The sequence below is a fragment of the Rhizobium rhizogenes NBRC 13257 genome, from assembly GCF_000696095.1.
Taxonomy (GTDB): Bacteria; Pseudomonadota; Alphaproteobacteria; order Rhizobiales; family Rhizobiaceae; genus Rhizobium; species Rhizobium rhizogenes.
Genome location: NZ_BAYX01000008.1, coordinates 20,731 through 36,333 on the forward strand (window position 1 = coordinate 20,731; position 15,603 = coordinate 36,333).

The window sequence follows — 15,603 nt, forward strand, 5'->3', positions numbered from 1 at the left end:
CTTGTTACTGAGCGCACGGGGATCAATGATCCTGGTGCTGCGCCGGCTGCGAGGAACCTGTCGACGAATTCGAAGACGAACCGTCGCCCATGTCCATGCCCGGCATGGAATTGTCGCCATGCTGCATGGAGTGGGCCGCAGGAGCGTCAGCCCTCACCGGTGTGACGTCCGCATGATCCGCATCGCGGTTGTCATGGATCAGACGCTCGCGGTTTTCTTGGCTGTCCTTGCCGGCGCCGCCCTTGGCGTCGATATGCATCATTTCGCTCATGCACATCTTGCTCGGATCGGCGCACATGTTGAGGATGGCCTCGTAGAGGTCCTTGTCGACGGCGTTATAGTAGCGAACGGGCTCCCGTTCGCTCGGCTTGGCGAGTGCCAGATATTCCGGACGGCCGAGCGCCGAGCCCTGGCTCTTGGCCTTTGCGACCCACTGGTCGAAATCGGCCTGGGAGAAACCGTGGAACTTGAAGCGCATATGCGAGAAGCCGGCGCCGCTGTAATTGGCGGAAAGGCCCTGATATTCGCCCGGATGGTTGATGACCGCATGCAGTTTCGTCTCCATGCCCGGCATGGCATAGATCTGGCCGGCAAGCGCGGGCACGAAGAAGGAGTTCATAACCGCGGAGGCCGTGATCTTGAAGTTGATCGGCGTATCGACCGGGGCGGCCAGTTCGTTGACCGTGGCGATGCCGAGATCAGGATAGAAGAACAGCCATTTCCAGTCGAGCGCGACCACTTCGACGGTCAGCGGCTTGACGTTCTCGGCGACCGGCTTTCCGGCCGCGATGCGGTCGAGCGGCCGGTAGGGGTCGAGTTGGTGGGTACTGATCCAGGTTACCGCGCCGAGCGCGATAATAATGGCCAGCGGCGCCGACCAGATCACCAATTCCAGACGGGTCGAATGATGCCATTCGGGATCATAGGGAGCGGCCGTGTTCGACTGGCGATATTTCCAGGCGAAGAACAGCGTGAGGAAGATCACCGGTATGATGATGATCAGCATCAGGACGACCGAGATGACGATGAGGTCGCGTTGCTGCACGGCGATGTCGCCGGATGGAGCCATCACCACCAGATTGCAGCCCGAAAGCAGCAGGAATAGCGGGAGGACAAATAAGCGGCTGAAAATCTTCGATAGTCTTAGCACGTCTTAAAGCTCTTTTTGTTTCGACCCTACCGCAGCTAAAGGACGGAGGTCATGAACGATATGAGGTGTTTCGTCGCACCGCAGCAAGTTCGGGTGCAATGCGGTATTAGGCGCGGTCTCACTATCGGGAAAACCCTGATAAATCCAGAAGGTTTTCCAACGGTCCGTAGCTTTTATCGGCGCCAATATACCCGGATCGGCGAAAATGGCTACCGATTGTGGCACATCAACCCGGCATTGCGGCAGCGAAAGTCGAATTGACCTGATTCAACGGCTAATTTGCGAATTATTTCATGCTCGACACTTGATAAGTTCGCACGTTTGATCAACATTTTGATTGTACGCGAATTCGTGGAGGAGTTCGCGTCTCGAGAGGGAGGCTCTCACACATGGTCAGTGTTACGCATGAAGCAGTAAATGCAACATCTACAGGTTTTGAACGCGACGCCCGCAGCATGCATGCGGGCAGTGAGGTCGCACCCGGCAATATTGCCATCGGCGTGATCATCGGTCGCACGTCCGAGTTTTTCGATTTCTTCGTCTATGCCATCGCATCGGTCCTGGTTTTCCCGAAGCTGATCTTCCCCTTCGCGGATCCCCTGCATGGCACCATGCTTTCCTTCCTGATCTTTTCGCTTGCCTTTATCGCCCGCCCGATCGGTTCGTTCATCTTCATGGCGATCGACCGCGCCTATGGCCGCGGCGTCAAGCTGACGATTGCGCTGTTCCTGCTCGGCGGTTCGACGGCGTCGATGAGCTTCCTGCCCGGCTATGCCGAGATCGGCGGTTACGCAATCCTTCTGCTCGCCGTCTTCCGTATCGGCCAGGGTCTGGCGCTCGGCGGCGCCTGGGACGGTTTGGCCTCGCTGCTGGCGCTGAATGCACCGGCCAATCGCCGCGGTTGGTTTGCAATGATCCCGCAGCTCGGCGCGCCGATCGGCTTCATGCTGGCAAGTGCGCTCTTTGCTTACTTCGTCATGAGCCTGACGACTGCCGACTTCCTGGAATGGGGCTGGCGCTATCCGTTCTTCTGCGCCTTCATGGTCAACGTCGTGGCGCTTTTCGCCCGGCTTCGCCTGGTCGCCACGCCGGAATTCGGCGCGTTGCTGGAGCGTCATGAGCTGGAGCCGGTCAAGATGACGGAGCTTTTGCGCGTGCATGGCCGTGACGTGCTGATCGGCGCCTTCGTGCCGCTGGCAAGCTTCGCGACCTTCCATCTGGTTACCGTCTTCCCGCTGAGCTGGATGACGCTCTACAGCGACCAATCGCCCGGGTCGTTCCTGCTGGTGGAATTCGTCGGCGCGATCTGCGGCATTGTTGCGATCATCTGTTCCGGCCTGCTGGCCGATCGCATCGGCCGGCGCAACCAGTTGGCCGTCGGTGCGGTGCTGATCGCCTGTTTCGCCTTCGTCGCGCCCTGGCTGCTGGACGGCGGCAGCACCGGCCGCCACATCTACGTGGTTCTCGGCTTCACGCTGCTTGGCCTTTCCTTTGGCCAGGCCGCCGGCGCGAGCGCCTCACGCTTCAGCCGGAACTATCGCTACAGCGGTTCGGCCCTGACCTCGGATCTCTCCTGGCTGATCGGCGCTGGCTTTGCACCCTTCGTGGCGCTCAGCCTCTCCAGCCAGTTCGGCCTGGTCTACACTAGCCTCTATCTGCTCTCCGGCGTCGTCTGCACGCTTGTCGCGATCTTCTTCAGCAAGACGCTTGAAACGCGCGACACCTGATCGGACCTTCGGGGTATCAAAAGGCCGCGATGCGAAAGCGTCGCGGCCTTTTGCGTGTTGCGGCACAAGCATCCACGCTGCTGGAAAATCCGGCGAAATCTTGACTCTCCTTTCAAGCTTTTGTGATACAAACGGGCGTGCGGAAACTTGAAAAGAATAGTCAGGAAAAATATAGGCTATCGCACCACCGTCAAAGACGGGGTTTTCAAGCGAGAGGACGCCCATGACTTTTTCCTTTACCCATCTTACCAGCGCGCTGGCGCTTGCCGCGGGCCTTGCAGTCGCTCCGCTGATGGCAAATGCCGCCGAATCCGAAGGCATCGTCGTCTACAATGCCCAGCATGAGACGCTGACCCAGGCCTGGGCGGATGGCTTTACCAAGGAAACCGGCATCAAGGTGACGATCCGCAACGGCAGCGACATGCAGTTCGCCAACCAGATCGTCGAGGAAGGTGCCGCGTCCCCCGCCGACGTCTATCTGACGGAAAATTCTCCGGGCATGACCCTGGTCGACGCCAACAAGCTCTTCGCCCCTGTCGATGCTGACACGCTGGCGCAGGTGCCGGAAAACTTCAAGGCGGTCGATGGCAACTGGGTCGGCGTCGCCGCCCGCTCGACGGTTTTCGCCTATGACAAGACCAAGCTGAAGGAAGCCGATCTGCCGAAGTCGCTGCTCGACCTCGCCGATCCCAAGTGGAAGGGCCGCTGGGGCGCGTCGCCGGCCGGTGCCGATTTCCAGGCGATCGTCAGCGCGCTTCTCGAGCTGAAGGGCGAGGACGCCACCAAGTCCTGGCTGAAGGCGATGAAGGAAAACGCCACCCCTTACAAGGGCAACAGCGTTGCCATGAAGGCCGTTAACGCCGGTGAAATCGAGGGTGCGGTCATCTATCACTATTACTGGTTCGGCGATCAGGCCAAGACCGGTGAAAACAGCAAGAACGTCCTCCTGCATTACTTCAAGAACCAGGATCCGGGCGCTTTCGTCAGCATTTCCGGCGGCGGTGTTCTCGCCTCCAGCCAGCACCAGAAGGAAGCCCAGGCATTCCTGAAGTGGATCACCGGCAAGGGCGGCCAGGCCGTTCTGCGCGACGGCGATTCCTATGAATATGCTGTCGGCAACGGTGCCGAATCCAATCCGAAGCTGGTGCCGATCAAGGATCTGCAGGCCCCGAAGGTCGAGCCTTCCAAGCTGAACAGCAAGAAGGTCACCGATCTGATGACGGAAGCCGGACTGATCTAAGCTCTTGCATCACTGTCGCATGCCCTGCTAGGGGCATGCGGATGGTCTTTTGGCCAATTCGATCCCGGCAATCGCCTTAAACGGCGGTTGCCTTCCTGTTTCAGGGCGTGAAAGGCAGCTGAGACTTGCTGCAGAAGAACACATATGCCGCGCCGGCCGGTCGGGCCGCTGCCATGCGAGTGCCTCCGCTGACGGCTGCGTCTCGCGGCCGCGTTCCGCACGCTTCCGTTATCGCCCTTGCATCCGTCGTCGCTCTTCTGAGCCTGGTACCGCTCGGCTTCATCATCTGGATCACTGTCGACACCGGCTGGAACGAAGCCATCGCGCTTATCTTCCGCAATCGCGTCGGCGAATTGCTGGTCAATACCGTTCTTCTCGAAGTCTGCACCATCCCGCTTTGCATCCTGCTTGCCGTCACGCTCGCCTGGCTGACCGAGCGTACCGATATCCCCGGCGCACGCCTGTGGTCCTGGCTGGCGGTCGCGCCGCTTGCCGTGCCGGCTTTCGTGCACAGCTACGCCTGGGTCAGCCTGGTGCCCGGCATGCGCGGGCTGTCGAGCGGCGTGCTCGTGTCGGTGCTGGCCTATTATCCCTTCCTCTATCTGCCGGTGGCGGCAGCGCTGCGCCGCCTCGATCCGGCGATCGAAGATGCCGCCGCTTCGCTTGGCCTCAATCCCTGGCGCGTCTTCTTCCGGGCGATCCTGCCGCAGCTTCGCCTTGCCATCTGCGGCGGCTCGCTGCTGATCGGCCTGCACCTGCTGGCGGAATACGGTCTCTACGTGATGATCCGCTTCGATACGTTTTCGACCGCGATCGTCGATCAGTTCCAGTCCGCCTATAACAGCCCCGCTGCCAACATGCTCGGCGGCGTCCTCGTCTTTTGCTGTCTCTTGCTGCTCGGCATCGAAGTGCTGGTGCGCGGCAACGAGCGTTATGCCCGCGTCGGCTCCGGTGCCGCTCGTCCTGCGGATCGCCGCCGTCTCGGCTGGTTCGTCGTCCCGGCCGTCGCTCTTCCGGTGTTGGTGGCCGCGTTCACGCTCGGCGTACCTTTCGTGACGCTGGCGCGCTGGCTCTACCTGGGCGGCGCCGGCATCTGGCGGATGGAGACGGTCGGCAATGCGCTATTGCAGACCATCGGTCTGGCGATTGCCGGCGGACTGCTTGCCACCGTCGCCGCCATCCCGATGGCCTGGCTCTCGGTGCGCGCGCCCGGCCGGTTGCAGCGTATCCTCGAGGCCTGCCATTACTATGTTGGCTCGCTGCCGGGCGTCGTCGTCGCCCTGGCGCTGGTGTCGATCACGGTGCGGCTGATCCTGCCGCTCTACCAGACCTTCGCAACGCTGCTGCTTGCCTATGTCCTGTTGTTCCTGCCGCGCGCCATGGTGGGCTTGCGCGCCAGCATCGCCCAGGCCCCAGTCGAGCTCGAACGCGCCGCCATGGCGCTCGGGCGCACGCCGGCCCAAGCCGTGCGGCAGATCACCATGCGCCTTGCCGCTCCCGGCTTTGCCGCCAGCGTCGCGCTGGTTGCCCTCGGGATCACCAATGAACTGACGGCGACGCTGATGCTGTCGCCGAACGGTACGGTGACACTGGCGACGAAATTCTGGTCGTTGACCAGCGAGATCGATTATGTCTCCGCCGCGCCCTACGCCTTCATGATGGTGGTTCTGTCACTGCCGCTCACCCTTCTTCTCTACACGCAATCCAAGCGGACGGCGGGACAATGACCTTTCTGGCGATCAAGACCATCAGCAAGCGCTACGGACCGGTATGCGCGCTCGATACTATCGACCTCACTGTCGCTCCCGGCAGCCGCACCGCCATCGTCGGTCCGTCCGGCTCCGGCAAGACGACGCTGCTGCGCATCATCGCCGGCTTCGAGACCCCGGATGCCGGCCAGGTGACGCTGGAAGGCGAAACGCTGGCGGATGGTCCATCCGTCGTGCCCGCCCATCGTCGCGGCATCGGCATCGTCTCGCAGGATGGTGCGCTGTTTCCGCATCTGAGCGTGGCCGATAACATCAGCTTCGGCATGGAGCGCGGACGGCCGGATCGCGCCGAGCAGATCAATGCGCTCATCGACATGGTGGAGCTCGATCGCAACATGCTCGATCGCCGCCCGCATCAGCTCTCCGGTGGCCAGCAGCAGCGTGTGGCGCTTGCCCGCGCGCTTGGCCGTAAGCCACGGCTGATGCTGCTCGATGAACCCTTTTCCGCACTCGACACGGGCCTGCGCGAAAACATGCGCAAGGCCGTCGCCCGCGTCCTGCAAATCGCCGGCATCACGACGATCCTGGTGACGCATGATCAGGCCGAGGCGCTGTCCTTCGCCGATCAGGTCGCCGTTCTGCGCGATGGCAAGCTGGTGCAGGCCGGAACTCCGCAAACGCTCTACCTCCATCCTAGGGATCGCGAGACCGCCACCTTTCTCGGCGACGCCATCCTGCTGCCGGCAGACCTTGGCGATGGCTTTGCCAATTGCGCGCTGGGCCGTATTCCGACCGACACCAACGGTCGGCAGGGCCGCGCCGATATCATGCTGCGGCCGGAACAACTGCAACTGAGCGTCCTCGATGATGCCGGAGCGAGCGCCGCCTGCGTCGGCAAGGTTACCGACGTCGAATTCGGCGGTGCCGTCTGCACCGTGACGGTCGTCCTTTCCCAGGCCAATGGCGCCGAGACGCTGAACATCAAAAGCTCCGGCGTCGGCTTGCCCGAGATCGGCAGCATGGTCTCGGTGACCGTGCTTGGTAAAGCGCATGTCTTCGACAAGACTGGCGTCTGAGCTGCTTTTGGGTTGAAGCCGTCGGCGCTTTAGGGAAGATAAGGTGAGGCCGCCATCATGGCCGATGCCAAAGGAACCCCCATGTCTCTTCCCGATGAGATCTCCCAGGATCTCCCCTTTCTGACATCCCTCCGCCATAACCTGCACGCTCATCCGGAATTGGGGTTCGAGGAGGAGCGCACCAGCGGCATCGTCGCGACATTGCTGGAAGAAGCTGGCATCACGGTGCATCGCGGCCTCGGCAAGACCGGCGTCGTCGGCACGCTGCAGGTTGGTAACGGCACCCGTCGCATCGGCCTTCGCGCCGACATGGATGCGCTCGCCATGCCGGAAAAAGGCAACAAGCCCTATAAATCCACCATCCCCGGCAAGATGCATGCTTGCGGTCATGACGGCCACACGACGATGCTTTTGGGCGCTGCCCGGCAACTGGCGGCAACGCGCGGCTTTTCCGGCACCGTGCATTTCATCTTCCAGCCGGCCGAGGAAGGGCGCGGCGGCGCGAAGCGCATGGTCGAGGAAGGCCTCTTCGACCTTTTCCCCTGCGATGCCGTCTATGGCCTGCACAATATGCCGAGTCTCGATATCGATGAGATGGCCGTGGTCGAAGGGCCGCAGCTTGCCTCCTCGGATAGCTGGCGCATCACCTTTCGCGGCACCGGCACCCATGGCGCCAAGCCGCATCTCGGCAAGGACCCGATCACGGCGGCAGCGACATTCCTCTCCTCATTGCAGACCATCGTCGGCCGCGTCGTTGACCCGCTGCAGCCGGCCGTCGTCAGCGCCTGTTCGGTACAAGCGGGCGACCCCAAGGCCCTGAACGTCATCCCCGACACCGTCGAGATCGGCGGCACGGCGCGCGCCTATACACCGGAAGTCCGCGATCAGCTCGAACAGGAGATCGGCCGGCTGGCGCATGGCACGGCGGCGATGTACGGCATCGCGGTGGACTACCAGTTCGAGCGCCGCATCCCGCCGGTCGTAAATGATCCCGAGGCGACCGCGCGGGCGCTGAAAGCCGCGACTGCCATCTTCGGCGAAAAAGTTCTCACCCGCTTCCCGCCCTCCACCGCCGGCGACGATTTCGCCTTCTTCGGCCAGAATGCCCCGGGCTGCTACGTCTGGCTCGGCAACGGCCCCGCTGTAGACGGAGCGCTGCATCACAACACGGCTTACGATTTCAACGATGACGCCATTGCGTCGGGCGTGGCGTTCTGGACGACGTTGGTGGAGCAGGACCTGGGGGCTGACGCCTAAATCTTCCCAAGCACCGCCGTCTCCAACACTTGCCCCGTCACCACATCGGCAATCCCACGATCCGTCTGATGCGGTCCGACGTTACAGGCAAGTGTCGCGCCGAAGCACGCCTTGAAGACGAGATAGGGCGGTTGCCAGTCGACGATCTTGTCCATTGCTTCGCGCAGAACACTGAAGGTCAGGGCTGTCTCTTCAAGCGGTGCATCGCTCACCAGGCCGGAAAGCGGCAGCGGCAGCACGATCTGGACCTTGCCGTCGCTCACCACAGCCAGGCCTCCGCCTGCTGCGATGACGGCGTTGCCGGCGAGCGTCATGTCTCTGATATTGCCGCCGAAGACCGTCAGATTGTGGCTGTCATGCGAGACTGTGGTGCAGAGCGCGCCGCGCCATTCGCCCCAGCCGGTGAGGAAGCCTACGCGTGGGCGTCCATCCGCCTTGCTATGGCGATGGGCGACGGCGATCATGGTGGTCCCGGCCGGCGGCACGACATATCCGTCCGCCACCTCGGCTTCGATTTCGCCCCATTGCGTGAAGCGCGGCCGGTCGATCGTCGCAAGCCGCACGCGGTTGCCGCTGGCCGGTACGCGGAAGTCATCCTCAGTCAGCGGCTCGAGTTTGATCGAGTTCTGCAGCGGGGCTGTATCGAGAGGCGCGATGGTGCCCGCGATCTTGCCGGCCTTGGCGACGATCTCGCCGTTGGCGATCACTCGCTTCGCCTTGAAAGCCCGGAGGTCTTCGAATAGCACGATATCGGCACGGCGGCCGGCGGCGATCAGGCCGAGATCGTTGCGGCCGAGCCGCATGGCAGCGTTGAGCGTTGCCGCCCGGAGCGCCCATTCCGGCTTCAAGCCGTCGCGCACCAGCCGGCGGACGACATCATCGAGGCCGCCGTTGACATGCAGTTCGTCGGGGAAGACGTCGTCGGTGCAGAGCGTCACCGTCTGCGGCAGGAAGCCGAGATCGTTGATGACCTCGACGAATTCCCTCAGCAGATGGTCATGCGAGCCGCGCAGCTCGATGGTCAGGCCGGCGGAAAGCTTGGCGAGGAAATCGGCGCCGGAGGTCAGCTCGTGGTCGGAGGAGACACCGGCTGCCATGAAGGCACTGAGATCGGCACCTTCGAGACCACGGGCATGGCCGCAGACGAGCTTACCGGATTGCAGCCCGGCGTTGACTATGGCGCTGGCACGCGGATCGCCGTCGATAACGCCGCGCATGGTCATGACCTCGGCAACACCCCCGATCTCGGGCCAGGCCAGCATCTCGGCCATGGCGGAGGCATCGAAATCGGCGCCCGCCAGCTCCAGCCCGGGGGCGGAGGGCACGCAGGACGGTGCGAGCGGGATCACCCGCAACGGCAGCAGCCGGGTCGCCTCGACCGCCCAGCGCACGCCATCAAGGCCATGCACATTGCCGAACTCATGCGGATCCCAGACGATGGTCGTGACCCCGCGCGGCAACACCGCCTCGGCATAGAGGGCCGGTGTCACCATCGAGCTTTCGATGTGCATATGTGTGTCGATCAGGCCGGGCGAGAGGAAGCAGCCCGCGGCATCGATCGTCTCGGCGGCATTGGTGCGGCTACCCGGCGCGTGCACGCTTGCGATCAGCGGCCCGACGACGCCGATATCGGCGGCGCGGATCTGGCCGGTCACCATGTCGACCAAACGGCCGCCCGCGATGAGCAGATCAAAGGGCGCATCGCCGCGCGCAGCCGCAACCGCGCGGGCGCGCAGCTCAGGTGCGTTGAGGTCGCCGGGCTCGAGGGAATGCTGGATCATCGGCGTGCCTCATTGATCATGGCGTCGAATATGATGGCGCGAGCCCTGTCGGCATCGATCTCGGCGGCGAAATGGGCGTTGAATTCCGCATGCGATGCGCGCGTCTCGACGACGGTGCGCCCGCGTGTGTGCTGCCCCCACAGCTCGACATCGATCCGGGCATGCTGGAGCCTGGCGATATCGGGGGCGACGAAGATGGCGGCGGCAGTCGGATCGTAGACCGCCATGGCCGGACGGCCGCGGCTGATGGCGATGTTGACGTAGCCGCCGAGGAGATCGGCAAGCAGTTCGGCATTCTTGCCACCGGCCTGACGCACCCGTTCGACATCGTCGGGCCGCGCCAGCACCTTTCGGCAAATGTCGAGATCGATCATTCGAAGCGGCAGGCCATGGGCGAGCACGATGGCGAGCGCTTCCGGATCGGCAAAGGCGTTGAATTCGGCCGAGGCCGTGTGGTTGCCGGAGGTCACGCCGCCACCCATCCATGTCAGCTCGTCGATGCGGGCGGCAAGATCGGGCCGGGCGAGCGCCACCGCGGCGATATTGGTGAGCGGACCGAGTGCGAGGATCCGCTTCGGCCCCAAGCCGTCCGCCAGCCAGTCGCAAAGGGCGGCAAAGGCATCGCTGGAAGGAAGCGCATCCGCCGGCGGCAGGCTCTTGCCCTCGGTCGGTATGCCGCTTGAACCGAGAATGTTTTGCGCTGTTTCCAGCTTGCAGAGCACCGGCAGTTCGCGGCCGGTATGGATGGGGAATGTCCAGTCGAAGGCGGCTGCGGCGCTGGCGGCGTTGGCGCGTATCTGCGCGAGCGGTGCATTGCCGCTCACCAGCGAGACGCCGTCGATCGCAAGGCTCGAATGCGCGACCACCAGAATGGCGGCGATATCATCGAACCCCATGTCGGTATCGATCCAGATCCCCATGGCCGTGCCTGTCTGTTGAATTGAAAAGAGGGGGAGGCGCCATCGAAGGGACGCGCGACCGGGACCGCGCGCCGCCGTTCGTTCGCTCAAGCGAGTGCGTCGAGGATGCGGATCCAGGAGCGTATGCCCTTATGATAGGACCGCAGCTCATACTTCTCGTTCGGCGAATGGATGCGGTCGTCCGCAAGGCCAAAGCCGACCATCAGGGATTCCATGCCGAGCATCTTCTGGAAGTCGCCGACGATCGGGATCGAGCCGCCCATGCCAATGACGATCGCCGGTTTCGGCCACTCATTGGAAAGGGCGCTCTTCGCCTTGGTCAGTACCGGCGAATCGTAGGACAGGTGGATGGCCGGCGAAGCGCCATGTTCGTGGAATTCCACCGAGCAGTCGGCCGGCAACTTCGAGCGAACATAGGCACGGAAACTGTCACGGATCGCTGCCGGGTTCTGTTGCCCGACAAGGCGGAAGGAAACTTTCGCTGAAGCCTTGGCTGCGATCACCGTCTTGAAGCCGGCGCCGGTATAGCCGCCCCAGATGCCGTTGACCTCAGCTGTCGGCCGCGCCCAGGTGAGTTCCAGTACCGAGCGGCCCTTTTCTCCCGACGGGATCGACAGGCCGACCTCGCCGAGGAAATTCTGTGCCGAGCGGCCGAGCGTTTCCCAGGAAGCCTTGATGTTGGCGGGTGTCTCCTCCACGCCATCGTAGAAGCCGGGAAGCGTGATACGCCCGGTCTCGTCGTGCAGGCCGGCAAGGATATCGGAGAGGATATGGATCGGATTGGCCGCCGCGCCGCCGTAGAGGCCGGAATGCAGATCGCGGTCGGCAGCATTGATGGTGATTTCCTCGCCGACCAGACCGCGCAGGGCGGCCGCGATTGCCGGGGTGTCGCCGTCCCACATGCCGGTATCGCATACGAGCGCGTAGTCGGCCTTCAGCTCGGCGGCATTGGCTTCGAGGAAGGGCTTCAGCGACGGTGAGCCGGACTCCTCCTCACCCTCGAACAGGATGGTGATACGAACCGGCAGCTCACCCTGGATCTCCTTGTAGGCGCGAACGGCCTCGACGAAGGTCATCAACTGGCCCTTGTCGTCGGAGGTGCCGCGCCCGACCAGGATCTTCCGGCCGTCGCCCATGTCCTTGATGGCGGGGGCGAAGGGATCGCTCTCCCAAAGCTCGATCGGATCGACCGGCTGTACGTCGTAGTGACCGTAGAACAGCACATGCGGCGCATCGGCGCTGGCGGCATCATGATGGGCAACGACCATCGGGTGGCCGGGCGTATCGCGCACGGATGCCGTAAAGCCGAGCTTGATCAGATAGGCGGTGAGCCATTCCGCTGCCTTGCGGCACTCCGGCTTGAAGGCGGGATCGGTCGAGATGGATTGGATGCGCAGCAGTTCGAACAGATTGTCGAGGCTGGACGGAAGGTTCTCATCGGCACGGTCGAGAACGGGCGATACATCGGTCATATCCGACTCCTTACATGGAAATTGCTGGGACGATAGACCAAAGCCCGGCCGGTTTCGAGGCGGGAAATCCGAAAATTTCGCAGTGCGATTGCCGCATGCGGAGGATGCGTTTCAGCATAAATAGTCGCCTATTTAATTTACGGTTATTTAGAGCATCGAAAATAAGCTCGATCGATAAAAGCAAATGGAGATGCTGAATGTTCTCTGTAATGGCATGCATTCGCGACGAGCACGACATCAGGTTGATTTTCGTCGCCGCCGCCATTTGCTTGATCGGCAGCCTGGCGACGATGCTGCTGTTTTCGCGGGCGCAGGAATGCCGATCGCAGCAGCGCAGCTATTGGGTGGTCGCTGCCGCCTTTGCCAGCGGGGTCAGCATATGGGCCACGCACTTCATTGCCATGCTGGCCTATGACGGCGGTCTGCCGATCAGCTACGGCCTTTCGCTCACGATCCTCTCCGTGGTCTTTGCCATCCTTGGTTCCTGGTTCGCCATTGCGGTTGCTTTCGAATGGGACAACACCATCTCTTTTGCCATCGGCGGCATGCTGATGGCACTTGGCATCGCCTCCATGCACTTCACCGGCATGCAGGCCATCCAGGCGCCAGCGATCCTTGCCCACGATCCGTCGCGGACATTGGCGGCAATTGCAGCCGGCGCTGCTTTGGGAGCACTCTCCTTCGTCGCCTTTTTCCGCATGGGCGGCCACCGGCGGATCGCGCTCGGCACGCTGCTTCTGGTGCTGGCGATCTGCGCCCTGCACTTTACCGCCATGAGCGGCGTTACGCTGACGCCGGACCCGACTGTGGAGGCGGCGACCCTTTCGATCGACCGTATCGTGCTGGCCGGCATAATCATGGCGGCATCGACGGGGCTGGTTCTGATTGCGCTTGGCGCTGCCTTCGTCGACCGCCATCTGACCGATTTGCGCGGTTTCGCCAATGCCTCGCTTGAGGGTATGCTGATCGTTCGCGACGGCCGCGTCATCGATGCCAATGAGCGGTTCGTCGCCATTTCGGGCTGGTCGTTGCAGCGGTTGATCGGTAAGTCGCCGGGGGATTTTCTCACGCTGGACGCCGCCATGCGCCCCGAGGAAGCCGCTTCGCTGGAAACCGCGCTCTTAAGTGAAAGCGGCAGGAGCATTCCCGTCGAGGTCGTCATCCGCACCATCATCTATCGCGGGCACGAATGCCGCGTGCTGGTCGTGCGGGATTTGACGGAGCGCCGGCAGGCGCAGCAGATGATCGAGCATCTGGCCCATCATGATACGCTGACGGATCTCCCCAATCGCGCGTTTTTCGACGAGCGCATCCGTCAGGCCTTGCAGATGGCAGAGCACAAGGGGACGGAGGCCGCCGTCTTCTGCCTCGACCTCGATCGGTTCAAGGCGATCAACGACGTTTTCGGTCATGCCGAAGGGGACCGTATCCTTTGCAAGGTCGCTGATATTCTTCGTCGTTCGGCCGAGGATAGCGACACGGTGGCAAGGCTCGGCGGCGATGAATTCGCGATCATTCAGCCGGGGCAATCGCAGCCGGAGGGTGCGCGCCGGCTGGCGGAGCGCATCCTGGCAGAATTCGCCGCGGAGATGGACACGGCGCGCGATCCGACTGCCGTCGGCGTCAGCCTGGGGATCGCCATCTATCCGCGGGATGGCCACAGCGCCGAGCAGCTCTATTGCAATGCCGATATCGCCCTCTACCGCGTCAAACATACCAGCCGTGGCTTCGCGTGCTTTTTCGATGCCGGTATGGACGAAACGGTCCGCACCCGCCGCCAGATCGAAAGCGACCTTCGTCAGGCGATCCTGCGCCGACAGCTCCATGTCGACTACCAGCCCATCCTCGACGCTCAAAACGGTCAGATCAGTGGCTATGAAGCCCTGTTGCGCTGGGATCATCCGGTGCGCGGCGTGATCGAGCCGGATACCTTTATCCCGATCGCCGAGGAGAGTGGATCGATCGTCCAGCTTGGCGAGTGGGTGCTGGAACAGGCCTGCATCGAGGCGGCGCGCTGGCACGACAAGGCCAGTATCGCCGTCAATGTTTCGCCGGTGCAATTCATGATTCCGACCTTGTACGATCAGGTGGCGCAGATCTTAGCAAGGACTGGTCTCGATCCGCATCGGCTGGAGCTCGAGATCACCGAAGCCGCCCTGATGCGCGACCGCGTTGTCGTGCTCTCAACCCTGCAGCGTCTGCACCGGTTGGGCGTTCGTGTCGTGATGGACGATTTCGGCACCGGCTATTCCTCGCTAAGCAACTTGCGCGCCTTTCCCTTCGACAAGATCAAGGTCGACCGCAGCTTCACCGGGGCGCTGGAACATGATCCGGCGGCCCGTTCCATCGTGCGCGCCATCATCGGGCTCGGTCATAGCCTGAACATGCCGGTGGTGACGGAAGGTGTGGAAACGGAGAGCCAGCGCCGTATCGTCGTAGAGGAGGGCTGCGCGCAACTTCAGGGCTTCCTACTGGGTAAGCCTGATATCGAGCCGAGCAGCAGGTTTTCCGCATCGGATAAGACGGTAGCCTGATTAGATATGTTTGGCGTTTTCCAGGATGCGTTTGACATATTCGAGCAGCAATTCGCGCTCGAAGGTGCGAAAACCTCTGAAGAGGTCCCTGTCGGCTGCGATCGCGGCCTCGACGGCTTCGGTTTGCATGGCGGTGGCCTTGCCGGTCAGGAAGATCAGCTGCGCGCGCTTGTCGGATGGATGCGGCCGGCGCTCCACCAACCCGTCGCGCTCCATGCGTGAGAGCGTATTGGCCATCGTCGCTTGTTCTATGTCGACGCGCTCCAGCAATTGCTTCTGCGTCAGCCCGTCTTCGGTCCATAATTCGAGCAGGATCGGGAACTGACCGGGAGAAAAGCCGAGCCGTGCCGCACGTTGTTGTAACGAGCGGGAAAATCCCTTTGCCATCTGATTGGCAAGGTAGGTCGCGGAGTCCGTCCGGTTAAATCCCATGATTGTAATTATGCCAGTATTCCGGGCCAAAACAATCGGCAATTCTCGGGCGGGGCCTGTCCGGAATCGGCGGAGTTGCAACGGTATTTCGAGCAGCGTTCCGCTGGGCTGTGCGAGCGGATCAAACAGAAAAGCCGCCATGGCCTGGAGGGGCGCCATGGCGGCTTAGAAAAGGAGGACAAAGGCCCGGAGAGGGGGATAGGCCTTTGTCCAAGTCTGACATGGCGGGGGACAGGCCGGTTGTCAGACCCTCGGCGTAATCAATCGCCGGTGAGTATGAAATGAGGTTCCAAATATGGTTTTTC

Annotated in this window: 11 protein-coding genes; 6 read left to right on the top strand and 5 right to left on the bottom strand. The window is 62.4% G+C overall.

Annotated elements, in window-relative coordinates; translation table 11 throughout:
• Positions 1-22: 22 nt before the first annotated feature.
• The gene (gene cyoA / locus RRH01S_RS18725; protein WP_012650729.1) at positions 23-1,150 is read right to left on the bottom strand and encodes a ubiquinol oxidase subunit II; all 1,128 of its coding nucleotides are present in this window, start codon (positions 1,148-1,150) and stop codon (positions 23-25) included.
• A gap of 389 nt (positions 1,151-1,539) precedes the next feature.
• Between cyoA and RRH01S_RS18730 the strand changes: the two genes are divergently transcribed.
• The 5 genes from RRH01S_RS18730 to RRH01S_RS18750 all read left to right on the top strand — a co-directional run bounded on the left by RRH01S_RS18730 (position 1,540) and on the right by RRH01S_RS18750 (position 8,159).
• The gene (locus RRH01S_RS18730) at positions 1,540-2,877 is read left to right on the top strand and encodes an MFS transporter (RefSeq protein WP_007703079.1); all 1,338 of its coding nucleotides are present in this window, start codon (positions 1,540-1,542) and stop codon (positions 2,875-2,877) included.
• Positions 2,878-3,100: 223 nt separating this feature from the next.
• Complete coding sequence (locus RRH01S_RS18735; RefSeq protein WP_007703078.1) at positions 3,101-4,117, top strand: iron ABC transporter substrate-binding protein; 1,017 nt, start codon at positions 3,101-3,103, stop codon at positions 4,115-4,117.
• 173 nt (positions 4,118-4,290) lie between these two features.
• Positions 4,291-5,844, top strand: coding sequence for an ABC transporter permease (locus tag RRH01S_RS18740; protein WP_174010250.1), 1,554 nt, complete (start codon positions 4,291-4,293; stop codon positions 5,842-5,844).
• Complete coding sequence (locus RRH01S_RS18745) at positions 5,841-6,902, top strand: ABC transporter ATP-binding protein (RefSeq protein ID WP_012650730.1); 1,062 nt, start codon at positions 5,841-5,843, stop codon at positions 6,900-6,902. Before RRH01S_RS18740 ends, RRH01S_RS18745 begins: the two co-directional genes overlap by 4 nt.
• Positions 6,903-6,983: 81 nt before the next feature.
• Positions 6,984-8,159: a M20 aminoacylase family protein gene (locus tag RRH01S_RS18750; protein WP_034519802.1), complete on the top strand. Its 1,176-nt coding sequence runs from the start codon at positions 6,984-6,986 to the stop codon at positions 8,157-8,159.
• Here the strand turns inward: RRH01S_RS18750 and RRH01S_RS18755 are convergent.
• The 3 genes from RRH01S_RS18755 to RRH01S_RS18765 all read right to left on the bottom strand — a co-directional run bounded on the left by RRH01S_RS18755 (position 8,156) and on the right by RRH01S_RS18765 (position 12,332).
• A complete protein-coding gene (locus RRH01S_RS18755; protein ID WP_042473604.1) occupies positions 8,156-9,940 on the bottom strand; it encodes an adenine deaminase in 1,785 nt (594 codons plus the stop codon). The two genes, RRH01S_RS18750 and RRH01S_RS18755, sit on opposite strands and share 4 nt — an antisense overlap.
• Entirely contained in the window at positions 9,937-10,860 is a 924-nt protein-coding gene (locus RRH01S_RS18760) for a nucleoside hydrolase (protein WP_007703052.1), read from the bottom strand. Before RRH01S_RS18760 ends, RRH01S_RS18755 begins: the two co-directional genes overlap by 4 nt.
• Positions 10,861-10,946: 86 nt before the next feature.
• A complete protein-coding gene (locus RRH01S_RS18765) occupies positions 10,947-12,332 on the bottom strand; it encodes a M20/M25/M40 family metallo-hydrolase (protein WP_007703049.1) in 1,386 nt (461 codons plus the stop codon).
• 197 nt (positions 12,333-12,529) lie between these two features.
• Between RRH01S_RS18765 and RRH01S_RS18770 the strand changes: the two genes are divergently transcribed.
• A complete protein-coding gene (locus tag RRH01S_RS18770; protein ID WP_012650734.1) occupies positions 12,530-14,866 on the top strand; it encodes a bifunctional diguanylate cyclase/phosphodiesterase in 2,337 nt (778 codons plus the stop codon).
• Here the strand turns inward: RRH01S_RS18770 and RRH01S_RS18775 are convergent, their stop codons facing one another.
• A complete protein-coding gene (locus RRH01S_RS18775) occupies positions 14,867-15,298 on the bottom strand; it encodes a MarR family winged helix-turn-helix transcriptional regulator (RefSeq protein ID WP_007703039.1) in 432 nt (143 codons plus the stop codon).
• Positions 15,299-15,603: the final 305 nt, after the last annotated feature.